20 protein-coding genes are annotated in these 22,191 nt (G+C 69.7%); 15 read left to right on the top strand and 5 right to left on the bottom strand.

Annotated features, from left to right (window positions below):
- Positions 1 to 55: 55 nt before the first annotated feature.
- From OG570_RS12145 to OG570_RS12160, 4 genes are all read left to right on the top strand, one after another.
- Positions 56 to 526, top strand: a complete 471-nt coding sequence (locus OG570_RS12145) for a MarR family winged helix-turn-helix transcriptional regulator (protein WP_247059390.1) — start codon at positions 56 to 58, stop codon at positions 524 to 526.
- Positions 527 to 659: 133 nt separating this feature from the next.
- Positions 660 to 5,099 carry a DUF7507 domain-containing protein gene (locus OG570_RS12150; RefSeq protein WP_326956549.1) on the top strand — a complete coding sequence of 1,480 codons (4,440 nt, stop codon included), beginning with the start codon at positions 660 to 662 and terminating at the stop codon, positions 5,097 to 5,099.
- 47 nt (positions 5,100 to 5,146) lie between these two features.
- Positions 5,147 to 6,457 (top strand): DUF7507 domain-containing protein, encoded by a 1,311-nt coding sequence (locus tag OG570_RS12155; RefSeq protein WP_326956550.1) that lies wholly within the window; start codon positions 5,147 to 5,149, stop codon positions 6,455 to 6,457.
- 127 nt (positions 6,458 to 6,584) lie between these two features.
- A complete protein-coding gene (locus OG570_RS12160; protein WP_326956551.1) occupies positions 6,585 to 7,280 on the top strand; it encodes a CAP domain-containing protein in 696 nt (231 codons plus the stop codon).
- Position 7,281: 1 nt separating this feature from the next.
- Here OG570_RS12160 and OG570_RS12165 read toward each other — a convergent pair whose 3' ends face one another.
- The 4 genes from OG570_RS12165 to OG570_RS12180 form a co-directional block, all read right to left on the bottom strand.
- Positions 7,282 to 8,286, bottom strand: a complete 1,005-nt coding sequence (locus OG570_RS12165) for a cation diffusion facilitator family transporter (RefSeq protein ID WP_326956552.1) — start codon at positions 8,284 to 8,286, stop codon at positions 7,282 to 7,284.
- A gap of 17 nt (positions 8,287 to 8,303) precedes the next feature.
- The gene (locus OG570_RS12170) at positions 8,304 to 8,897 is read right to left on the bottom strand and encodes a DUF742 domain-containing protein (protein WP_326956553.1); all 594 of its coding nucleotides are present in this window, start codon (positions 8,895 to 8,897) and stop codon (positions 8,304 to 8,306) included.
- Between the two features lie 219 nt (positions 8,898 to 9,116).
- The gene (locus OG570_RS12175; RefSeq protein ID WP_326956554.1) at positions 9,117 to 10,052 is read right to left on the bottom strand and encodes a hypothetical protein; all 936 of its coding nucleotides are present in this window, start codon (positions 10,050 to 10,052) and stop codon (positions 9,117 to 9,119) included.
- Positions 10,053 to 10,142: 90 nt separating this feature from the next.
- A complete protein-coding gene (locus OG570_RS12180) occupies positions 10,143 to 12,368 on the bottom strand; it encodes a (Fe-S)-binding protein (protein WP_326956555.1) in 2,226 nt (741 codons plus the stop codon).
- A gap of 153 nt (positions 12,369 to 12,521) precedes the next feature.
- On the opposite strand from OG570_RS12180, the gene OG570_RS12185 reads away from it, so the two are divergent.
- The 4 genes from OG570_RS12185 to OG570_RS12200 are packed head-to-tail and all read left to right on the top strand — an operon-like array spanning position 12,522 to position 14,332.
- Positions 12,522 to 12,851, top strand: coding sequence for a DMT family transporter (locus OG570_RS12185; protein ID WP_326945270.1), 330 nt, complete (start codon positions 12,522 to 12,524; stop codon positions 12,849 to 12,851).
- Complete coding sequence (locus OG570_RS12190; RefSeq protein WP_247059375.1) at positions 12,848 to 13,408, top strand: TetR/AcrR family transcriptional regulator; 561 nt, start codon at positions 12,848 to 12,850, stop codon at positions 13,406 to 13,408. The genes OG570_RS12185 and OG570_RS12190 overlap by 4 nt, the downstream gene beginning before the upstream one ends.
- A 14-nt stretch (positions 13,409 to 13,422) precedes the next feature.
- Positions 13,423 to 13,869, top strand: a complete 447-nt coding sequence (gene cynS / locus OG570_RS12195; protein WP_326945268.1) for a cyanase — start codon at positions 13,423 to 13,425, stop codon at positions 13,867 to 13,869.
- A gap of 28 nt (positions 13,870 to 13,897) precedes the next feature.
- Complete coding sequence (locus tag OG570_RS12200; RefSeq protein ID WP_326956556.1) at positions 13,898 to 14,332, top strand: GNAT family N-acetyltransferase; 435 nt, start codon at positions 13,898 to 13,900, stop codon at positions 14,330 to 14,332.
- Between the two features lie 57 nt (positions 14,333 to 14,389).
- Here the strand turns inward: OG570_RS12200 and OG570_RS12205 are convergent, their stop codons facing one another.
- Complete coding sequence (locus OG570_RS12205; RefSeq protein ID WP_326956557.1) at positions 14,390 to 14,923, bottom strand: YbhB/YbcL family Raf kinase inhibitor-like protein; 534 nt, start codon at positions 14,921 to 14,923, stop codon at positions 14,390 to 14,392.
- 175 nt (positions 14,924 to 15,098) lie between these two features.
- On the opposite strand from OG570_RS12205, the gene OG570_RS12210 reads away from it, so the two are divergent.
- The 7 genes from OG570_RS12210 (at position 15,099) to OG570_RS12240 (ending at position 22,141) form a co-directional block, all read left to right on the top strand.
- A complete protein-coding gene (locus tag OG570_RS12210; protein WP_326945265.1) occupies positions 15,099 to 15,869 on the top strand; it encodes a DUF4097 family beta strand repeat-containing protein in 771 nt (256 codons plus the stop codon).
- A gap of 45 nt (positions 15,870 to 15,914) precedes the next feature.
- On the top strand, positions 15,915 to 16,148 hold the full coding sequence (locus tag OG570_RS12215; RefSeq protein ID WP_326956558.1) for a hypothetical protein: 234 nt from the start codon (positions 15,915 to 15,917) through the stop codon (positions 16,146 to 16,148).
- 67 nt (positions 16,149 to 16,215) lie between these two features.
- Positions 16,216 to 17,658 (top strand): alpha/beta hydrolase, encoded by a 1,443-nt coding sequence (locus OG570_RS12220; RefSeq protein ID WP_326956559.1) that lies wholly within the window; start codon positions 16,216 to 16,218, stop codon positions 17,656 to 17,658.
- 264 nt (positions 17,659 to 17,922) lie between these two features.
- A complete protein-coding gene (gene dnaK, locus OG570_RS12225; RefSeq protein WP_326945262.1) occupies positions 17,923 to 19,791 on the top strand; it encodes a molecular chaperone DnaK in 1,869 nt (622 codons plus the stop codon).
- Positions 19,788 to 20,492 carry a nucleotide exchange factor GrpE gene (grpE, locus tag OG570_RS12230; RefSeq protein WP_326956560.1) on the top strand — a complete coding sequence of 235 codons (705 nt, stop codon included), beginning with the start codon at positions 19,788 to 19,790 and terminating at the stop codon, positions 20,490 to 20,492. Before dnaK ends, grpE begins: the two co-directional genes overlap by 4 nt.
- A gap of 36 nt (positions 20,493 to 20,528) precedes the next feature.
- Positions 20,529 to 21,710 (top strand): molecular chaperone DnaJ, encoded by a 1,182-nt coding sequence (dnaJ, locus tag OG570_RS12235; RefSeq protein ID WP_326956561.1) that lies wholly within the window; start codon positions 20,529 to 20,531, stop codon positions 21,708 to 21,710.
- A 5-nt stretch (positions 21,711 to 21,715) separates the two neighbouring features.
- Positions 21,716 to 22,141: a heat shock protein transcriptional repressor HspR gene (locus OG570_RS12240; RefSeq protein WP_326956562.1), complete on the top strand. Its 426-nt coding sequence runs from the start codon at positions 21,716 to 21,718 to the stop codon at positions 22,139 to 22,141.
- The last annotated feature ends 50 nt before the right edge of the window (positions 22,142 to 22,191 follow it).

The raw sequence follows: 22,191 nt of genomic DNA on the forward strand, positions 1-22,191 counted from the left end.
ACTCTTAGAAACTAATTCGTTCTGTCGAACTAAAGAGTGGGCTACGCTGGTCGCCGTGTCAAGCGAGCGAGCGAAGCTGGTCGAAGAGGTCCTGCTCGGGGCGCGGGAACTCTCGACGGAGACGGTCATGTTCCACACCGCGATCGCCGAGACGCGGGGGTTGTCGCCGGTCGAGAGCAAGGTGCTGGACTACCTCGCCCGGCTCGGCCCGCAGATGCCGAAGGAGCTGGCGCGGCTCTCCGGGCTCGCGCCGGCGTCGGTGACGGCGTTGATCGACCGGCTCGAGCGCAAGGGGTTCGTCGCCCGCGAGCCGCACCCGGACGACCGGCGCAAGGTCCTCATCGCGCTCGACCCGGGCGCGATCGAGCGCAGCGTGCACCTCTGGGACCACCTGGTCGCCAAGGTCATCGAGCTCTGCGAGCGCTATTCCGACGACGAGCTCCGCACGGTGATCGGGTTCGTCGCGGCCGCCGCGGCCATCACCCACGAGTCGACGACACGGCTCACGCATTCCCCGGGCGGGTGATCACCAGGGTCAAAAAGGGCGGGAAAGACGGGAGCGTGTCAGGCTCCGAAAAGTCGCCTCGGCCCCCGGGAGTACCCGTATGTCGCTGTCCAGGAAGTCACTCCACCTCCTAGTGGTCCTGGCGCTGGTCCTGATGGCCTCGGCAATCGCTCCCCTTGCGGAAGCGGCGGTCGTCAAGCCGTTCCAGCTGAACTACGACGAAGTCGTCTACGGCGATTTCCTCTACGCGGGCAACGGCGTGGTGCGGTGCCCGGTGAACGCGGACAACGCGCCGACGACCGGCACCGGCAACACCCCTGCGACCTGCGCGAACACCGCCGATCGGCGGGACACGCTCGTCAACGACAACTTCTTCATGCAGTGGGCCGACGTCGACGCCGACCGCGGCACGTTCGATTCCGCCAAGGCGACGGTCACCATTCCGCCGGGCGCGAAAATCCTCTTCGCGCGGCTCAACTGGGCGGGTAACACCGGCGCTTACACGACGTCGCCGGGTGTTTTGTCGCCGACGAAGATGTGCCAGTCGCGCAACAACAACACCGCCGCGATCGTGCCGCCCGGAACACCCGTGAAACAGGACGTCCGGCTCACCGTCGGCGCCGGGAAATCCGTCGACGTCCCGCCCGCGGTCTACACCGAAGACCCACTCGACACGTTCAGCGGCGGCCAGTACTACTCGGCCTACGCCGACGTCACCAAGCAGTTCGCCGACGCGCCGACCGGGTCCGCGCTGGACCTGACCGTCGGCAACGTCTGGGCGCCGAAGGGCTTCAACTGCATGGGTGGCTGGTCGGTCGCCCTGGTCTACGCCTACCCGGAACGCAACGCCGACTACGCGCCGAACAAGCGCGAGGTGTTCATCTACGACGGGCACGTCCGGCAGAACAGCACCGACAAGCCCACGACCACGACGATCACCGGGTTCCGCGCCGCCGCCGCGGACGCGCACGTCGGCGTCACCGCCTACGAGGGCGACTGGGGCATCTCGGGCGACCAGTTCCTGATCAACGACAAACCGGCCGCCGAACCGTCGGCCGGCGGGACGTCGAACTTCTTCATCTCGAACGCCGACGGTGCCGGCGATCCCGCGGTGAAGAACAACTTCAGCGTGGACGCGAAGTCGTTCAACGTCGACACCATCCCGGCCGGCGCGACCAGCGCCAAGCTCGGCTTCGCCACCACCGGCGACTCCTACCTGGCGCAGAACCTCGCCTTCTCGACGCCGGTGCCCGAGCTCCAGATCAGCAAGCGCGCGGAACCGGCCCAGGTGCACCCGGGCGAACCGGTCACGTTCACCATCGTCGTGACCAACCCGAGCGGCGCGCCGGCGTCCGGGGTGAAGGTCGCCGACGACGCGTTCCCGGCGTGCAGCAAGGACATCGGCTCGCTCAAGGGCGGCCAGACGGTCAGCTACACCTGCACCGCGACCGCGCCGGACAAGGACTTCACGAACACCGCGAAGGCCACCGGCACCAGCGCGCTCGGCGATCCGCTGGACGGCACGGCGACCACCTCGGTGAACGTCATCCACCCGGCCATCGGCATCACGAAGATCGCCGACAAGCCCGCCTACCGCGCCGGCGACACCGTGACGTTCACGCTCAAGGTCACCAACACCGGCGACGCCAACCTCACCGCGCTGCAGGTCACCGACCCGAAGACGCCGTCGTGCGCGCAACGGCTCGCGGGCGTGCTGAAGCCCGGCGAGACCCGCACCCTCACCTGCACGACGAAGGCACCGGTCGCCGACGGCGTCAACACCGCCACCGCCAGTGGCGTCGACGGCCTCGGCAAGCAGGTCACGGCCACCGCCGACGCACCAGCACCGACGATCGCCCCGGCCATCGACGTCACCAAGACGGCCGGCCCGACGGTGATCCACGCCGGTGAGGCCGTCACGTGGACGATCACCGTGAAGAACACCGGCGACAGCCCGCTCGCCCCGGTGAAGCTCACCGACGACACGACGACGTCGTGCTCGCGCACCATCGACAGCCTCGACGCGGGCGCGGCGCAGACCTACACCTGCACCGCGAACCCGTCGAAGACCACGACGAACACGGTCACCGCCACCGGCACCGACCGCTCCGGCCAGCCGGTGACCGACACCGCGTCGGCCACCGTCACGGTGATCAGCCCGGCGCTGACCATCACGAAGGACGCCTCGCCGACGACCGTCCGCACCGGTGACCAGATCACCTTCACGATCACCGTCACGAACTCCGGTGACGTGCCGCTGACCGACGTCGCCGTCACCGACGACCGGACCCCGGCGTGCGCCAAGACGTTCGGCACGCTGGCGCCGCAGGCGAAGCAGACCTACACCTGCACCACCCCGGCACCGGCCGACGACTTCACGAACACCGCGACCGCCACCGGCAAGGACCAGCTCGGCCGCGAGGTGAAGGTCACCGACGACGCCGTCGTCGACGTGATCCACCCGGCGATCGCGATCGTCAAGGACGCCGCTCCCGCGCAGGTCCGCGAGGGCGACACCGTGACCTGGACGATCACCGTGACCAATACCGGCGACGTGCCGCTCACCGACGTCGGCGTGGCCGACGACCAGGTCGCCCCGTGCGCGAAGCCGCTCGGAACCCTGGCGCCGCAGGCGAAGCAGACGTACACCTGCACCACCGTCGCGGGCACCGCCGGCTTCACGAACACCGCGAAGGCCACCGGCACCGACCCGACGAAGCGGCCCGTGAACGCGTCCGACGACGCCTCGTTCACCGTGCAGCACCCGGCCGTCACGATCACCAAGGACGTCACCGGCGGACCCTTCCGCCAAGGCGACACCGTGCCGTTCCGGATCACTGTGCGCAACACCGGTGACGTGCCGCTGACCGGCGTCCAGGTCACGGACGCGCTCGTCGCCGGCTGTGCGCAAGCCTTCGACGGCACGCTCGAACCCGGTGGCACGTGGGGCTTCGGCTGCACCGGCACCGCGCCGGCCGACGACTTCACGAACACCGCGCAGGTCACCGGCACACCGCCGGTCGGCCCCGCCGTGACCGCGTCCGACGACGCCGCCGTCGACGTGATCCACCCGGGCATCGCGATCACCAAGGACGCCGACCCGAAGGTCGTTCGCGCGGGCGACACCGTGACGTTCACGCTCACCGTGACGAACACCGGCGACAGCCCGCTGCGGGACGTCTTCGTGGCCGACCAGCTCGCGCCGGAGTGCGCTCAGCGTCTCGGCACGCTGGCGCCGCAGGCGAAGCAGACCTACACCTGCACGCTCGTGGCCGGCGAAGCGGACTTCACCAATACCGCCACCGCCAACGGAACCGACGGCACGAACCGCCCGGTGACGTCGACCGCCGAGGCCGCGGTGGACGTGATCCACCCGGCGATCAGCATCACCAAGGACGCCGCGCCCGCCCAGGTTCGTGAGGGCGACACAGTGACGTTCACGATCGTCGTGAAGAACACGGGCGACGTGCCGCTGACCGAAGTGTCCGTTGTGGACAGCCGGACGCCGTCGTGCGCTCAGACCATCGGCTCCCTCCTTCCCGGTGCCGAACAGCACCACTCCTGCACCGTAACCGCGGGCACCGACAGTTTTACGAACACGGCGACCGCGACCGGCACGGATCCGACCGATCGCCAGGTCACGGCCACCGACGACGCGTCGTACACCGTGCTGCACCCGGGGCTGGCCATCACGAAGGACGTCAAGGGCGGCCCGTTCCGCGAGGGCGACGCGGTCACGTTCACGATCACCGTCGAGAACACCGGCGACGCCCCGCTCACCGCGTTGACGGTGACCGACGAGCTCGCGCCGGCCTGCGCCAAGACGTTCGAGACGTTGGCCCCCAAGGAAAAGCAGACCTACGACTGCACGATGACCGCGCCGTCGGACGACGTCGTCAACCGGGCCGAGGTGACCGGGCAGCCGCCGACCGGGCCGCCGCTGGACGCCGACGACACGGCCAAGGTCGACGTCATCCACCCGGCCGTGAAGATCACGAAGGAAGCTTCGCCGACGACAGTGCGCGAAGGCGACGAAGTCACCTTCACCATCGTCGTGACGAACACCGGCGACGTCCCGCTGACCAACGTGTCCGTTGTGGATGATCAGACGCAGTCGTGCCCCCGGACGTTCGACACCCTGGCGCTCGCCGGCGTCCAGACCTGCACCTGCACCACCACGGCCCCGTCGGACGACTTCACGAACACCGCCGGTGTCAACGGCACCGACCCGACCGGCCGCCCGGTGACCTCGACCGCCACCGCCGCGGTCGACGTCATCCACCCGCAGCTCGCGCTGATGAAGGACGTGACGCCGTACGAAGTCCGCGAAGGCGACACCGTCACCTTCTCCATCCTGGTGAAGAACACCGGTGACGTGCCGCTGACCGACGTGACGGTCGCCGACGACCGCACCCCGGCCTGCGCGCACACCGTCGCGACGCTGGCGCCCGACGCCGAAGAGACGTACACGTGCACCACGGTGGCGGGCCGGGACGGCTTCACCAACACGGCCACGGCCACCGGCCAGGACCCGACGAACCGGCCGGTGACGGCGACCGACAGCGCCACCTTCGTCGTCCAGCACCGGGCCTGAGCATCACCAAGAACGTCCGCGGCGGCCCGTTCCGCACCGGCGACTCGGTGCCGTTCGACATCGTGGTGACCAACACCGGGGACGTCGACCTGCACTCGGTGACCGTCGCCGACACGATCGCCCCCGAGTGCGTGCGCAGCATCGGCGCGCTGTCGGCCAAGGGCGTCGAGCGCTACGAGTGCACGATGACCGCGCCCGCCGACGACGTCACGAACGTCGCGAAGGTGACCGGAACGCCACCGACGGGCGACCTCGTGACCAGTGAGGCGCAGGCGGACGTGGACGTCATCCACCCGGCGGTGAAGATCGACAAGTCGGTCTCGCCCGCGCAGGTCCGCCCGGGCGACGAGGTCACTTACACGATCGTGGTGACCAACACCGGCGACGTGCCGCTGTCCACTGTGGTCGTCACCGACGACAAGACGCCGGGTTGTGCCTTCACCGTCGCGAAGCTGGACGTCGGGGGCAAGGAGACGCACCAGTGCTCGGCGACGGTCCGCGAGGACGTCACCAACGTCGCGTCGGTGACCGGCGACGACCCGACCGGGCGCCCCGTCACCGCGACCGACGACGCCAGTGTCGACGTGATCGGCCCAGGCATCACCGTGACGAAAACCGGCCCGGCGAAACCGCTTCTCCCGGGCCAGGAGGCCGTATTCACGGTCGTCGCGAAGAACACCGGCGACGTTGCGCTGACCGGCGTAACGCTGAATGACCCGATCGCGCCGAAATGCTCGGTCGAGATCGGCACGCTCGCGCCGGGAGAATCGTCGAAACCGATCTCCTGTTCCGTGACGATGGGCAATGACGACGTCACGAATACGGTGACCGCGACCGACCACGATCCGAACGGAAAACCCGTCACGGCGACCGACGACGCGCCGGCCAAGGTGGCGAAACCCGCGATCGACCTGCAGAAGAAGGCCGACCCGACGATCCGTCCGGGTGGGACGGTGACCTTCACGCTCGTCGTGCGCAACACCGGGAACGTCGACCTGGCCGACGTCGACGTCACGGATCCGGCGTACCCCGCCTGCGCCCGGAAGTTCCCGCGGCTTCCGGTCGCCGGCCAGCAGGAATGGACGTGCACGACGACCGCGCCGGCCAGTGGTGATGTGAGCAACACTGCGACGGCCACCGGGACGCCCGACACCGAGCAGCCCGGGAAACCCGTGCGGGACAGCGCATCCACCACCGTCCGCGTCGTGACGACGCCGGTTCCCCCTGGTCAGGACCCGGAGCCGACGCCGTTGCCGAACACCGGTTACGACCCGGTTCCCGCGGGCCTAACGGCGTTGTCGCTGCTGGGGTGCGGTGTCCTGCTGCTACTGGGCGTCCGGCGGTCGCGTCGGAGCTGACGGAAACCGTTCTCGAAATCGTGTGTTCGCCACAATGCGAAGAGTCACAGTTCGTTAGGAGGGTTCTCGCTGTAATCGTTCCGTGATACGTTCCTGCGCCGTGTCCCCCATTGGTGAACGTGCTCGCGTGGTGATGGTGTCACTCAGTGTGCTGCTCGGCGTCTTTTCCGCCGCGACCGGCACCTGGATGGCCACCGCCGAAGGAAACACCTCCGAGGCGGCCGCCGCGGCTCTGGTGCTCCCGAACGAGCCCGGCGGGTCCGGCGGCACCAGCGGCACGGACCTGAACGGCCACGCCCAGAACCACGGGGGACAGCAGCAGCCGGCCCCGACGACCTCGGCCGCGGCTCCGACGACGTCCAGCGCGGCCCCGGCGCCGACCGAGACGTCCACGCCCCCGCCGCCGTCCACTTCCGAGGCGCCGCCGACCACGAAGCCCGCGGCCCGTGTCGCGCCGTCGGTCGCCGGCCAGGTCCTCGACCTGGTCAACGTCGAGCGCGGGAAGGCGGGCTGCAAGGCGCTGGCCGAGGAATCGCACCTCACCAAGGCCGCGCAGGACTACAGCGACGACATGTCGGCCCGGAATTTCTTCTCCCACACCAACCCCGAGGGCGTCACGTTCGACCAGCGCATCAAGACCGCCGGTTACTCGAAGCCGGGCGCGGAGAACATCGCGAAGGGGCAGACGTCGGCGGCGCAGGTCATGGACTCGTGGATGAACTCCGAGGGCCACCGCGCGAACATCCTGAACTGCTCGCTCACGAAGCTCGGCGTCGGCTTCACCAAGGCGGGCAACTACTGGGTCCAGGACTTCGGGTACTGAGCTAGGCCGGGTTGTTCCACCGCTCCGCGATGTCGCCGTAACGAGCGAGCACGGTCGCGCGCAGGTCGGGATCCGTCCGCGGCACCGGCTCGATGAACACCTCGGTGACGTCGTTGAACGCCTCGGTCAGCTCGGCGGCGATCCGGACGCAGGCGCGTTCGAGGTCCGCGGCGCCGAGGGAGTCGTCGAAGTCCACCCGGGTGCAGACGAGGACCTGGTCGGTGCCCATCAGCATGGTCTGCAGGTCCACGACGGCCTCGATCTCCGGCGCGGCCGAGAGGTGGTCGCGGACGCCGCGGACGATCTCCGGGTTGGCCTGGCGGCCGATGAGCAGGCCGCGGTTGGTCCGCCCGAGCAGGTAGGCGACGCAGGCGAGCAGCACGCCGATGACGATCGACGCGACGCCGTCCCAGACCTCCGAGCCGGTGAGCTGGTGCAGCCCGATGCCGGCGAAGGCGACCAGCAGGCCGACCAGCGCGGCCGAGTCCTCGAACAGCACGGTCTTGGGCGTCGGGTCGTCGATCAGCCGCAGGTAGGCCCAGAAGGACCGGTTCTCGGCCTTGGACTCCCGGCGGGTCTGGCGCACGGCCTGCACCCACGACGTGCCTTCGAGCAGGAACGCCACGGCCAGCACGATGTAGCTGAGGATCGACGTGCTCTGCGCTTCACCGTGCCCGAAGAGCGTCGAGACGCCTTCGTAGAGCGCGAACATCGAGCCCGACGCGAAGATCGACACCGCGGCGAGCAGCGACCAGAAGTAGCGCTCCTTGCCGTAGCCGAAGGGGTGCACGCGGTCGGCCGGGCGATCGGAACGTTTCAACGCCGTCAGCAGCAGGGCTTCGGTGAACGTGTCGGCCACCGAGTGCGCGGCCTCGGACAGCATCGCGCCCGAGCCGGTGATGATCCCCGCGACCAGTTTCATGATCGCGATCGCCAGGTTCACCCCACCGGCGAGCAGAACGGTCAGGGTGCTTTCGCCGCCGGAGTTGCCGGAATCCTCGCTCACCTTGGTGAGCGTAATGGTCAGAGCCGGCGCAGGCCGTGCAGCACGCGCTCCATGAGGGCGACCGCCGGCCGGCCGTCGACGCTCACGCGGGTGTCGTGGATGGTCACCAGGCCCTGGTCGGCCATGTCGTCGAGCAGCACCCGGGCGACGCCGAGCGGGACGCTGAGCCGGGCCGCGACCTCGGCGACCGAGAGCGGGTGGTGGCACAGCGTCCGCACCGACCGGAACTCGCCGGACAGCCGGGCGCCGTTCCAGTGCGCGCCGGCCCGCGTCGAGACGAGGGCCTCGATGGCGAGGTGGCGTCGCGACTTCGTGCGGCCGCGGGTGAGGACGTACGGGCGCACGAGCGTCCGCGAGCCGGTGGCGTGGTCCTGGGGCGGGATGACGGGTTCGGCGAAGTCCTCGTCGAGCTCGACGTCACGGGCGGGCGGCGGCACCGGGGCCGGCTCGCGCACCGCCGGGGCGGGCTGGTCGGCGGCCGGCGCGGCCGGGAACCGGGCACCGACCCGGCCGACCGAGGAGGACGGCCCGGGCAGCGCGACGCGATCCTCGACGTCGTCCGGGAGCGTGTTGAGGGCGTGCCGCCCGGACGACGGGAACCGTGCGCCCACTCGTCCGGTGGTGGTCCGCCGGTCCTCGCCCATCCTTGCCGCCCCCTGATTTTTCACGATCGTCAAAGGTGATCCCGGCGGCTGCGCCGACGTCGGGGAAAGGCCAGGATACGCCGGTTGTCCGGCGGACAGTCCAGGATTTGTCCTCGTCTTGCTCCGCCATTTCGGTGATTTTTGCGATCGCTATTGGGGTAATCGATTGCCTTGAGGAATTCCCAGCTAGTGGACCATGCGAACACTCACCTGGGTACGAACTCGGCGGGCGGTGACAACGAGTAGTGCCACGGACACGACAATCAGCGCGGACTGTTCGAATATCGCGGCGGGGCCGTGTTCGATCGCCGTTTTCAGCCCCAGCCAGCAATAAGTGAGCGTCGCTCCGGCGGCCAGCGGGAACGCGGGCGGCCGCAGCCGCACGACGGCGACCACGGTGGCCGCCTCGATCGCCAGCAACAGCCCGACGAGCAGCCACGGCAGGCTGTCCACCGACCGGAAGACCAGCTGGAACGCGGTGCTCGCGCCGAGGCCGAGCACGAACGCGACCCACGGACGCCCCGGCGTCAACGACCACGCCGGCGCGCGGAACCGGAACGCGGTGACGACCAGCGCGACGACGACCAGCGCGGCCCCGGCGAGCTGCGCGGGGTGCGCGACGAAGGGCGCGAAGGCGTAGGTGATGGCGAAGGTCGCGACGGCGCCGACCAGCAGAGACGCGCTCCACAGGCTCAGGCCCACCTTCTTCAGCCACGGTTCGCGGCCGAAGAGCGCCTCGGCGATCGCGATCGGCGCGCCGATGCTCCACACGACGTGCAGCGTCAGCACGTAGAGCGTCCACGGGCCGCCGATGCCGAGCAGCGGCACGTGCCCGAACGACAGCAGGTCCTGGCCCAGGTAGTGCGGGTTGAACAGCGTCTGCGTCAGCAGGCCCTCTTCGAAGACGCCGAACGCCAGCGCGAGGGTGAGGATGGTGGGCCAGCCGCGTCCGGCGCGTCGGGCGGCTTCGCGGATGAGCAGCGCGGCCGCGCCGTAGAAGGCGACGTAGAGCGCGAACATGCCGAGCTGCTGGCCCAGCTCCGGCGGACCGGCGAGGTACTGGTCGGCGAGCAGGAACTCGGCCGTGAACGGGGCGAGCAGCGCCAAGGTGAGTATTCGCATGCCCTCATCGTCGAGCGGCCGCGACGTCGGGACCTGGGCCAACGATCACGGCCCGGCCATGACATCCGTCGTGGCCGGGCCGTGAGCGCGTCAGGCTTCTTCGGACGTCTCCGCGAGCGACGGCGCCCCGAGGGCCACCGGCTTCGGCTCCGGCTTGCGCTTCACCGACTCCAGCAGCATCTGCGCGACGTCGACGATCTCGACCTTCTCGCTCGCGCTGCCGTCGGCCTGCCGGGCCGTGAGGCCGTCGTTCAGCATGACCTTGCAGAACGGGCAGCCCGTCGCGATCTTCGACGGCGCGGTGCCGAGCGCCTCGTCGACGCGCTCGACGTTGATCCGCTTGCCGATCTTCTCTTCCATCCACATCCGCGCGCCGCCGGCGCCGCAGCACATCGACTTGTCGCCGTGCCGCGGCATCTCGCGCAGCTGGGCGCCCGTCGCGCTGACCAGCTCGCGCGGCGCGTCGTAGACCTTGTTGTGGCGGCCGAGGTAACACGGGTCGTGGTAGGTGACGTCCTCGGCGACGGGTGCCACCGGCACCAGCTGCTTCTCCCGCACCAGGCGGTTCAGCAGCTGCGTGTGGTGCACGACGTCGAACTGGCCGCCCAGCTCCGGGTACTCGTTGGCGAGGGTGTTGAAGCAGTGCGCGCAGGTCACGACGACCTTGCGCGTCTTGCGCTCCCGGCCCTCGAACACCGAGTTCAGGATCTCGACGTTCTGCTGCGCCAGCATCTGGAAGAGGAACTCGTTGCCCGCGCGACGGGCCGGGTCACCGGTGCAGGACTCCTCCGAGCCGAGCACCTTGTACTTGACGTCGGCCATGTGCAGCAGCTCGGCGACTGCCCGCGTCGTCTTCTTCGCGCGGTCCTCGAACGCGCCGGCGCAGCCGACCCAGAACAGGTATTCGGCGTCGCCCATGTCGCCGTCGAACACCGGGACCTCGAAGTCCAGGTCCTCGGTCCAGGCCAGCCGGTCCTTGGCGTTCTGGCCCCACGGGTTGCCCTTGTTCTCCAGGTTCTTGAACATGCCGTTCAGCTCGCTGGGGAACGACGACTCGATCATCACCTGGTAGCGGCGCATGTCGACGATGTGGTCGACGTGCTCGATGTCCACCGGGCACTGCTCGACGCAGGCGCCGCAGCTGGTGCAGGACCACAGGACGTCCGGGTCGATGACACCGCCGTCGTCGCCGATCAGGGCCTTCTGGGACTCGGCGATCGCGAGGACGTCGATACCGGCGTACATGTTGTCGCCGCTGAGACCCACCTCGTCGCCGGCCATGTCGCGCTTGCCGCCGGCCAGCAGGTACGGCGCCTTCGAGTAGGCGTGGTCACGCAGCTGCGTGATGAGCAGCTTCGGCGACAGCGGCTTGCCGGTGTTCCACGCGGGGCACTGCTCCTGGCAGCGGCCGCACTCGGTGCACGTCGAAAAGTCGAGCCAGCCCTTCCAGCTGAAGTCCTCGATCTTGCCGACGCCGAAGGTGTCCTCGTCCGGGTCGGCTTCCTCGAGGTCGAGGACCTTGCCGCCGCTCATCATCGGCTTGAGCGCGCCGAGGGCGACGCCGCCGTCCTGCTCGCGCTTGAAGTAGATGTTGAAGAACGCGCTGAAGCGGTGCCACGCGATGCCCATGGTCATCGTGCGGGCGACGACGATCAGCCAGACCGTGGCGCTCATCAGCTTGACGAACGCGAAGACCGTGACCAGGTTCGGGCTGGCCGGCAGCAGCTCGCCGAGCGGGTTGGAGACGAAGGCGGCCCAGGTCGGCGTCTCGTGCGCGCCGAGCGCGGCCTTGGCGGCGCGGACGCCGATGATCCCGATGCCCTCGATGAGGACGACGGCCTCGATGAAGTAGGCCCACTTGAAGTTGGAGCCCTGGAAGCGCGACTGGCGGTCGGCGCGGCGCGGGTGGTTGCGCTGGCGGATCGCCATCAGCACCAGGATGCCCACGATCGTGCCGAGCCCGAGCAGCTCCATGAGCAGCTGGAACGGCGGGAAGTCGTCGAGGACCGGCCAGCCCCAAGTCGGCACGAACACCTCGCCGTAGGCCTCGAACAGTGCGAGCGAGCCGAGCAGGAAGCCCCACATGACCAGCCAGTGGGCCGGCCCGACACTGCGCTTCCGGTTCATCCGGGTGTGCGCCGCGAACTCCTTGACCAGCGTCATGAGACGCGGCACGAAGGGCCCGTTGCGGGTCGCGTCGGGCTGGCCGAGGCGGATGACCCGCACGAAGCGGGCGATCGTCGCGGCGAACATGCCCCAGGCGACGAGGCCGAGCAGGACGGAGAGCCCGCCGAGCGTCAGTTGCAGAGCGCCCATCTTTCGGGTGCCTTTCGTCCGGATGGATCAGTGGTGGTGCCGGGAGACTAACCTTCCTTACTGATGAGTAACCCGCTGAGTGGGGCTAAGTCCCACCGATGTGGTGTACGTCGCTCTTTGTTTTGGGACGATCGTTCAGGTAGTTTTCACCCTATGGGTGCGTACCTTCTCCTCGCGCTGGCGATCGCCGCCGAGGTCTCCGCGACGGTCTCCCTGAAGCTCTCCGAGGGCTTCTCGAAACTCGGCCCGTCGATCATCGTGGTGCTCGGGTACGCCGTCGCGTTCGTCGCGCTGTCGTACGTCCTGAAGAAGGGGCTGCCGATCGGCGTCGCGTACGCGATCTGGGCCGCCGCCGGCGTCGCGCTGGTCGCGATCGTCGGCGTCGTGTTCCTCAAGGAACCGGTCAACGCGGCCATGATCGCCGGGCTGGCGCTGGTGATCGGTGGCGTGGTGCTGATCGAGATCGGGAGCGCGGCGTCGTGAAACTGCAGGTCGACGGCCGGAAGGTCCGCGGGGAGAAGCGGCGCGCGGAGATCATCGCGGCGACGCTGCGGGTGATCGAGCGGGACGGCGTCGCGGGCGTCACCCACCGCACGGTCGCGACCGAGGCCGGCGTCCCCACGACGTCCACGACGTACCACTTCTCGTCCCTGGACGACCTCCTGATCGCAACGCTCATCTCGTGCGCCCGCGACATGGCGACCGAGGTGTACTGGATGATCGACCGCGCCCGCTCGCGCGGCAGCCGCGGCGCCGAGGAGGTCGCGGGCCTGCTGGCGGAGGCGCTGGGACCGCGCCGCGGCCGCACGATGGCGGAGTACGAGCTGTACCTGCTCGCGGCCCGCAAGCCCGAGCTGCGCCCGGCCGCGCGGCGCTGGCTGGACGTCCTGACGTCGATGGTCCGCCACGACGACGAGGTGTCCTTCCGGGTCTTCCTGGCCGGCATCGACGGGCTGCTGATCCAGGGCCTGATCGACGACGAGCCGCCGTCCGCCGACGAGCTTCGCCCGGTTGTCGCCTACCTGCTGAAACCCAGGTGATCTAGCGTCGGCGCATGACCACGAAGCAAGAAGCCGCAGAGGCCGTTCTGGCCGCGAAGGTCCGGCTCGGCCTCAGCTGGGCCCAGCTCGCCGAAACCCTGGACGCGCCGCTCGCCTGGACGACGTCCGCGCTGCTCGGCCAGCACCCGGTGCCCGCGGAGATCGCCGCGAAGGCCGCGCAGGTCCTGGAGCTGGACGCCGACGCCGAAGCCGCGTTGCGCCTGCAGCCGACGCGCGGCGCGCTCGACGACGTGGTGCCCACCGACCCGACGATCTACCGCTTCTACGAGGTCCTGCAGGTCTACGGGCCCACGATCAAGGAGCTCATCCACGAGCAGTTCGGTGACGGGATCATGAGCGCGATCAACTTCAAGCTCGACGTCTCGCGCCGGGAGGACCCGGGCGGCGAGCGCGTGGTCGTCACGATGGACGGCAAGTTCCTGAAATATCAGTGGGGCTGAGCCGCCGGTCTTGGGTAGCTTGCCGATCATGCGGACATTCGGCGACTACGAACTCGACGACGACCGGGCGCGGCTGGACCTCGAGGTGGTGTGGAAGTTCCTCTCCACCGAGGCGTACTGGGGCCGCTGGCGCACCCGCGCGCAGATCGAGGCGGCCGTCGAAGGCTCGTGGCGGGTCGTCGGCGCCTACCGCGGCGGCGAGCTGGTCGGCTTCGCCCGCGCGTTCTCCGACGGCGTCTCGTCGGCGTACCTGGCCGACGTGTTCGTAGTGGACTCCGCGCGCGGAACCGGCGTCGGCAAGGAGATCGTCCGCGAGATGATCGACAACGGCCCTGGCGCGGGCTTCCGCTGGATGCTCCACACGGCCGACGCCCACGGGCTGTACCGGCAGTTCGGCTTCGGCGAGCACACGAAGGGCCGCTACCTGGAGCGCGAGGGCGTCAACGCGGAGTCGTTGCGCTGAAAGGCTTCGGCCGGGGTGGGACCGGGGTGTCGTTGCCGATACCCCGATCCAGCGCCGTCAGCCCTTGTTCTCGTAGACCGGCGTGAGCACCGCGCGGGCCAGGGTGTGGCCGAACATGTTGAAGCCCAGGAACGCCGGCGTCGAGTCTTCGCCGATCTCCAGCTTGTCGACGTCGAGCGCGTGCACCGCGAAGTAGTAGCGGTGCGGGCCGTGTCCGGGCGGGGGCGCCGCGCCGAGGTACTGCCTGACGCCGCCGTCGCCCTTGAGCGTCACCGCGCCGTCGGGCAGGCCGGAGCCGTCGCCCGCGCCCGAGGCCAGCTCCGTCACTGTCGCCGGGAGGTTGAACGCGGCCCAGTGCCAGAAGCCGCTGCCGGTGGGCGCGTCCGGGTCGTAGCAGGTCACGACGAAGCTCTTGGTCTCCGCCGGGAAGCCCTCCCACGCCAGGTGCGGCGAGCGGTCCTCGCCGCCGGCGCCGAAGATGCCGGACAAGTGGGGCGTCGCCAGCGTTTCGCCGTCGGCGACGTCGTTGCTGCGGAGGGTGAAGGACGGCACGTCGGGCAGGGATTCGTACGGGCCGGGTTGCTGCGGCATGGATCCTCCTGATCACGGAACTGGAGACGTCCGCCAGGTTAGGCCCCGGAGCGCGACCCCGCGTGTCAGGGACGGATCTCAGGGTTCTTCGGGGGGTTACCCCCATGTACTGGGTGGTGTCCCGGTCCTAACGTTTTCCGGGCAGAGGGAAACTTCACTGAGGGGACCAAAGACCATGGCGCGCCCGCTTCTGGCTCTGGGTGGCATCGCACTGATCGGCGTCGGCCTGGCGACCGCGTTCGGCTGGGGCTGGGGATCGGACTTCCAGAACGACAACACGCTTTCGCAGACCATTCGCAGCGTGAAGCTCGAAGGCGACTCGGGTGACGTGAAGATCCGCACCGGCACCGGGCCGTCGACCGTGCACCAGGAGATCAACTACCACTGGCGCGGCAACCCGGGCGACACCTTCTACCGCGTCGACGGCGACCAGCTCGTGCTCGGCGACTGCGGGAACAACTGCTCGGTCGACTTCGAGGTCGTCGTGCCCGCCGGCGTGCCGGTCACCGGCAAGGTCGACTCGGGCGGGCTGGACATCGCCGGCGTGGCGAGCGTCGACGTCCAGGCCGACTCCGGGAGCGCCCGCGTCGAAGACGTCTCCGGCGCGGTGAAGCTCCACCTCAGCAGCGGGTCCATCGACCTGCACGACGTCGGCGCGGTGACGGTGCAGAGCGATTCCGGCAGCGTGACCGGCGACGACGTGCGCGGCCCGGTCGACGTCGGCGCCGACAGCGGCCGCGTCGAGTTCACGCTGGCGCAGGCCAACGACGTCAAGGTGCACGCCGACAGCGGCAGCATCGAGCTGACCGTGCCGGGCGGCCCGTACCGCGTCCAGGGCGACAGCGACAGCGGGCACCGCGAGATCGACGTCCCGACCGACGGGTCCGCTGCGCACACGCTCGACCTCAACACCGACAGCGGCAGCGTCACGGTCCGCGCGGCCTGACGCTTCTCTCACACCGACTTTTATTACGACACAGGGGAAATTCCGATGGGCAAGATCGAACGGCGCGTGCTGGCGGCCGCGCTGCTGGGGGCCGTCGCGATGTTCGGCGTCGTGGGTTTCACGCGCGGCGAGAACACCGAGACGCCGGCGCAGGGGGTGCCGGTCACGGTGGATTCCCACTATCGAGTGACTTCGTGGGACGGCACCGCGGCGGAAACCGTTGCGCTGCAAGAGACTCCGGATTTCTTCTTCTCCGCCTGGACCGGCCGCCGCTCCTGAATTGTCGGGGGCCGCTGTTAGGAAGGGGGCACGCCGAAAGCCGGCGTGCAGGGGGAGGAACCAGATCATGGACATGCGCCGGGTCGTCGCGTTCGTCGCGGCGGTCGTGGTCCTGGCGGCGGTGCCGGCCGTCGCGGAGGCAGCCGTCCTGCCGTGGCACCCGTGTGCCACCCAGCAGGAACCGGCCGCCGAGTGCTCGGCGGTCGACGTGCCGATCGACCGCGCACAACCAGGCCTGGGCTCGGCGCGGCTCGCGCTGGCCCGGCTGCCGGCGCTCGACCCGGCCCACCGGATCGGATCGCTGCTGGTGAACCCGGGCGGGCCGGGCGGCTCCGGTGTCGGATTCGTGCAGTACGGCGGGCTGGCGTCGCCGGACCTCGCGCGGCTGCGCGAGCGGTACGACATCGTCGGCTTCGACCCGCGCGGCGACTGGTTCAGCACGCCGCGGATCACCTGCGACCCGGCGACGCTGTACGACCCGGCACTGGACCGGTTCCCGGCGACCGGGCCGGGGTTCGCCGCGCTGGTGGCGCACAACCGCGCGGCGGGCCAGGACTGCCTGGCCCGCACCGGGCCGCTGCTGGCGAACGCGGACACGCAGAGCGCGGCCGAGGACATCGAGACGATCCGGGCCGCGCTCGGCGAAGCGAAGATCTCGTGGCTCGGCCTTTCCTACGGCACCGAACTGGGCGCGGTCTACGCGTCGAAGCACCCGGACCGGGTGCGCACGATGGTGCTCGACGGCGCCGTCGACCACGCCCGGCCGCTGCGCCGGGCGATCCTGGAGGAGGCCGCGGCCACCGAAGACGCGCTGGTCCGGTTCGCGGACTGGTGCCGCGGCTCGGCGGACTGCGCGCTGCACGGCCGGGACGTCCTGCGCTTCTACGACGACGTCGTGGCCCGGGCGGGCAGCGGTGCCGTCTGGTCGAGCGAGCTGGGGCGGTCCGCGACGGCCGACGAGATCTCGGCGGGCGTCTACAACCACCTCTACATCCGCGAGGAGTGGCCCGCGCTGGGCCGGGCCCTGGCCGCGGCCGGCGGGGAGTTCCCCGACGCCAAGGGCCTGACCGAGCGGAACCAGTTCCTCTCCCCGATCTACGGGGCCTACCGGGCGATCGGCTGCCACGACTTCCCGTCGCCGTTCACCGGCCCCGCGGACATGGGGCTGATGGCCGGGGTGCTCCGCATCGCGGCGCCGCACAGCTGGCGGTACTCCGAGTACTGGGACTTCACGAGCGGCTGCACCGGCTGGCCGGTCCCGGCGAAGAACCCACCGCAGCCCCACCCGGTGCACGGCGCCCCGCCGATCCTGGTGGTCGGCGGCGCCCACGACCCGGCGACGCCACTGGCCTGGGCCCGCGGCCTGGCGGCGAGCATCGACGGCGCGACCCTGCTGACTCGCACCGACGACGGCCACACGGGGCTGTTCAACTCCGCGTGCGCCCGCGCGGCCGAGGTGGACTACCTGATGAGCGGCCGCCCGCCGGCGCGGGGAACGGTCTGCCGGTGAGCAAGCTTCGCTCGGTGCTCGTCCCATCCCAGGTGGACCACCTGGTGAGCGGCCTCACACCCGCTCGGGACCAGGTCTGTCGCCGACTCCGGGAACAAGAACCCCGGACCGCTCGTTAGCCACCATGTAAGGTTGAGCGCAGTCGACTCAAGTCCGACTTGACGAGGCGCGTGAAGGCCCGATAGAACTTGCCAGTACCTCGCTCAAGGCGAGGACGAATTTGCAGGTCACGAACCATAGCAGGCATACACAGGAGGAAGCACCATGGCGCGAGCGGTCGGCATCGACCTCGGCACGACCAACTCGGTCGTCGCCGTCCTGGAGGGCGGCGAGCCGACGGTCATCGCCAACTCGGAAGGCTCCCGGACCACCCCGTCGATCGTCGCCTTCGCCAAGAACGGCGAAGTGCTGACCGGTCAGCCGGCGAAGAACCAGGCGGTCACGAACGTCGACCGGACCATCCGGTCCGTGAAGCGGCACGTCGGTACCGACTGGAAGACCGAGATCGACGGCAAGAACTACACGTCGCAGGAGATCAGCGCGCGAGTGCTGATGAAGCTCAAGCGCGACGCCGAGGCGTACCTGGGCGAGACGATCACCGACGCGGTGATCACCGTCCCGGCGTACTTCGAGGACGCGCAGCGGCAGGCCACCAAGGAAGCCGGCCAGATCGCCGGCCTGAACGTGCTCCGCATCGTCAACGAGCCGACCGCCGCCGCGCTGGCGTACGGCCTGGACAAGGGCGAGAAGGAACAGACCATCCTGGTCTTCGACCTCGGTGGCGGCACGTTCGACGTCTCGCTGCTGGAGATCGGCGAGGGCGTCGTCGAGGTCCGCGCGACCTCCGGTGACAACCACCTCGGTGGCGACGACTGGGACGAGCGCATCGTCAAGTGGCTGGTCGACAAGTTCAAGGCCACGAACGGCATCGACCTCACCAAGGACAAGATGGCGCTGCAGCGCATCCGTGAGGCTTCCGAGAAGGCGAAGATCGAGCTGTCCAGCTCGAACTCGGCCGGCATCAACCTGCCCTACATCACGGTCGACGCCGACAAGAACCCGCTGTTCCTCGACGAGCAGCTTTCCCGCGCCGAGTTCCAGAAGATCACCTCGGACCTGCTCGAGCGCACCCGCAACCCGTTCAACAACGTGATCCGCGACGCCGGCATCGCCGTCGGCGACATCGACCACGTCGTGCTCGTGGGTGGTTCCACCCGCATGCCGGCCGTGTCGGACCTGGTCAAGGAGCTGACCGGCGGCCGCGAGCCGAACAAGGGCGTGAACCCGGACGAGGTCGTCGCGGTCGGCGCGGCGCTGCAGGCCGGTGTGCTCAAGGGTGAGGTCAAGGACGTCCTGCTGCTGGACGTGACCCCGCTGTCGCTGGGCATCGAGACCAAGGGTGGCGTGTTCACCAAGCTCATCGAGCGCAACACCACGATCCCGACCAAGCGCTCGGAGATCTTCTCCACCGCGGACGACAACCAGCCGTCGGTGCAGATCCAGGTGTTCCAGGGTGAGCGCGAGATCGCGGCGCACAACAAGAAGCTCGGCATGTTCGAGCTGACCGGTCTCCCGCCGGCCCCGCGTGGCGTGCCGCAGATCGAGGTCACCTTCGACATCGACGCGAACGGCATCGTGCACGTCCTGGCCAAGGACCTGGGCACGAACAAGGAGCAGTCGATGACGATCACCGGTGGCTCCGCGCTGCCGAAGGACGACATCGAGCGGATGGTCAAGGACGCCGAGGCGCACGCCGAGGAGGACAAGACCCGTCGCGAAGAGGCCGAGACCCGCAACCAGGCGGAGACGCTGGTCTACCAGACCGAGAAGTTCCTCAAGGACAACGACGACAAGCTGCCCGAGGACCTCAAGGGCAAGGTCAAGTCCGCGATCGACGAGTCGAACGAAGCCCTGAAGGGCACCGACTCGGCGAAGATCCGCGAGTCGATCGAGAAGCTGAACACCGCTTCGCAGGAGCTGGGCACCGCCCTGTACGCCAACGCGAACGCCGACGCCGCGGCCGGTGCGGCCGGAGCTTCGGGTGCCGCCGGTGACACCGGCGCGGCCGGTGCTCAGGACAAGGCCGACGACGTGGTGGACGCCGAGATCGTCGAAGAGGACGAGAAGAAGTGACCCACAGCTACGACGAATCCGAGAACCAGGGCCGCGGCCCCGAGGAGCCGGTGGTCGTGCGTGATCGACGTCGCGTGGACCCGCAGACCGGGCAGGTTCGCCCGCCCGGTCCGGCCCACGCGGCGCCGGAGCCCGAGGCGCCCGTGGAACACGCGGGCCCCTCGCTCGGCGAGTCCATCATGGACGATTCGGTGGCCGTGGTCTCCGACGTCGAGAAGGAGCTCTCCGAGCGCACCGCCGACCTCCAGCGGCTGCAGGCCGAGTACGCCAACTACCGCAAGCGCGTCGAGCGTGACCGCGAAGCGGTCGTGATCGGCGCGAAGGCGACGGTGGTCAACGATCTGCTGCCGCTGCTCGACGACCTCGAGCGGGCCGACCAGCACGGTGACCTCACCGGGGCGTTCAAGGCCGTCGGCGACAAGCTGATCAGCGGTCTGCAGCGCGCGGGGCTCGAGTCGTTCGGCAGCGAGGGCGAGCCCTTCGACCCGAGCGTGCACGAAGCCGTGCAGCACAACACCTCGCCGGACGTGGCGGGCCCGACGGTCACCGTGGTCATGCGCCGCGGCTACCGCTTCGGCGACCGCGTGCTGCGGGCGGCGCTGGTCGGCGTGACCGACCACGAGCCCGGCGCGGCCCAGGTGGACCCGCCGGTCGGTGGCGAACTGCCGCTCGACAGCGGACTCGATGAGCAGCAGCAGTAAGCAGTATCCGGTTCCAGCGGAAGGAGGAGGCGCCCGATGAGTGCTCGGGAATGGATCGGTAAGGACTTCTACCGGGAACTGGGCGTCTCCTCCGACGCCACGGCGGACGAGATCAAGAAGGCCTACCGCAAGCTGGCCAAGGAGAACCACCCGGACGCGAACGCCGGCAACGCGCAGGCGGAGCAGAAGTTCAAGTCGGTCTCCGAGGCCTACGGCGTGCTCTCCGACGCCAGCAAGCGCAAGGAGTACGACGAGGCGCGGCGCCTGTTCGGCGGCTCGGGCGGTGGCGGATTCAACTTCCCCACCGGCGGCGGTTCCGGCGGCTTCGACATGGGCGACATCTTCGGCCAGGCCGGCGCGGGTGCGGGCCAGCAGGGCGGGATGGGCGGGCTCGGCGACATCCTCGGCGGGCTGTTCGGCCGCGGCCGGTCGTCGGCCGGCGCGACGGCGAACCGGCCGCAGCGCGGTGCCGACGTCGAGACGGACGTCCGGATCGACTTCACCGAGGCGGTCAAGGGCGCGACCCTGCCGCTGCGGCTGTCGAGCCCGGCGACCTGTTCGACGTGCGGCGGCAACGGCGCGAAGCCGGGCACGTCGCCGCGGACCTGCCCGACCTGCAGTGGGTCGGGCCTGGTCAGCCGGAGCCAGGGCGCGTTCGCGTTCTCGGAGCCGTGCCGCGACTGCCGCGGCCGCGGGCAGATCATCGACGACCCGTGCCCCGAGTGCGGCGGCGAAGGCATCAGCACGCGGACCCGCACGCTGACCGTCCGGATCCCGCCGGGCGTCGACGACGACCAGCGCATCCGGCTGGCCGGTCAGGGTGAGCCGGGCCGGGGTGGCGCGCAGGCGGGCGATCTGTACGTCCGGGTGCACGTGGCTCCGCACGCGTTGTTCGGGCGCAAGGCGCTCGACCTGACGATCGCGGTGCCGGTGGACTTCACCGAGCTCACGCTCGGCACCACGATCACGGTGCCGACCCTCGATGGCAAGGTCTCGCTCAAGGTGCCGCCCGGCACGGCGAGCGGGCGGGTGCTGCGCGTGCGCGGCAAGGGCATCGCGAAGCGCGACGGTGCGCAAGGTGACCTGCTCGTCACCCTGCAAGCGGCGATTCCCGCCAAACTGGACGACAAGGCGCGCGAGGCTCTGCAGTCGTACGCCGAGGCGATGGCCGGGCACGACCCCCGGCCGGAGATCACTGAGCTGCTCGAAGGCAGGTGAGTGGGATGTTCGGCGGGATTCCCCCGGAGGAGGACGAAGAGACCCCGGTGTTCGTCATCTCGGTGGCGGCCCAGCTGGCAGGGATGCACGCGCAGACGTTGCGCACCTACGACCGGCAGGGCCTGGTGTCGCCGGGCCGCACCTCCGGCGGCGGGCGCCGCTACTCGATGCGGGACATCGCGCTGCTGCGCGAGGTCCAGCGGCTGTCGCAGGAAGACGGCGTGAACCTGGCCGGCATCAAGCGCATCATCGAGCTGGAGAACCAGGTCGACGCGCTGCGGGCGAGGCTGTCGGAGATCACCGAGGAACTGGCCGCGGCGTACGCCGCCGGGGAGCAGGCCGCGGCGGCCGCGCACGCTTCCTACCGCCGGGACCTGGTCCCGATGAACCAGCAGACCGCGATGGTGGTCTGGCGCCCCAAGCGCCGTTAGTCCGCAAGGTCCGTGAAGGCCTCCTTACCGGCTCTCAAAGCCGGTAAGGA

Origin of the sequence: Amycolatopsis sp. NBC_01286, from assembly GCF_035982555.1 — a bacterium.
Lineage (GTDB): Bacteria > Actinomycetota > Actinomycetes > Mycobacteriales > Pseudonocardiaceae > Amycolatopsis.

What these genes read in the sequence shown, in the direction of transcription:
- OG570_RS12200 (WP_326956556.1), top strand. Translation starts at nt 13,898, where the DNA reads ATGCGGACATTCGGCGACTACGAACTCGACGACGACCGGGCGCGGCTG.
- OG570_RS12175 (WP_326956554.1), bottom strand. Translation starts at nt 10,052, where the DNA reads ATGCGAATACTCACCTTGGCGCTGCTCGCCCCGTTCACGGCCGAGTTC.
- OG570_RS12240 (WP_326956562.1), top strand. Translation starts at nt 21,716, where the DNA reads ATGTTCGGCGGGATTCCCCCGGAGGAGGACGAAGAGACCCCGGTGTTC.
- dnaK (WP_326945262.1), top strand. Translation starts at nt 17,923, where the DNA reads ATGGCGCGAGCGGTCGGCATCGACCTCGGCACGACCAACTCGGTCGTC.
- OG570_RS12185 (WP_326945270.1), top strand. Translation starts at nt 12,522, where the DNA reads ATGGGTGCGTACCTTCTCCTCGCGCTGGCGATCGCCGCCGAGGTCTCC.
- OG570_RS12180 (WP_326956555.1), bottom strand. Translation starts at nt 12,368, where the DNA reads ATGGGCGCTCTGCAACTGACGCTCGGCGGGCTCTCCGTCCTGCTCGGC.
- dnaJ (WP_326956561.1), top strand. Translation starts at nt 20,529, where the DNA reads ATGAGTGCTCGGGAATGGATCGGTAAGGACTTCTACCGGGAACTGGGC.
- OG570_RS12215 (WP_326956558.1), top strand. Translation starts at nt 15,915, where the DNA reads ATGGGCAAGATCGAACGGCGCGTGCTGGCGGCCGCGCTGCTGGGGGCC.
- OG570_RS12210 (WP_326945265.1), top strand. Translation starts at nt 15,099, where the DNA reads ATGGCGCGCCCGCTTCTGGCTCTGGGTGGCATCGCACTGATCGGCGTC.
- OG570_RS12150 (WP_326956549.1), top strand. Translation starts at nt 660, where the DNA reads ATGGCCTCGGCAATCGCTCCCCTTGCGGAAGCGGCGGTCGTCAAGCCG.
- cynS (WP_326945268.1), top strand. Translation starts at nt 13,423, where the DNA reads ATGACCACGAAGCAAGAAGCCGCAGAGGCCGTTCTGGCCGCGAAGGTC.
- OG570_RS12205 (WP_326956557.1), bottom strand. Translation starts at nt 14,923, where the DNA reads ATGCCGCAGCAACCCGGCCCGTACGAATCCCTGCCCGACGTGCCGTCC.
- OG570_RS12220 (WP_326956559.1), top strand. Translation starts at nt 16,216, where the DNA reads ATGGACATGCGCCGGGTCGTCGCGTTCGTCGCGGCGGTCGTGGTCCTG.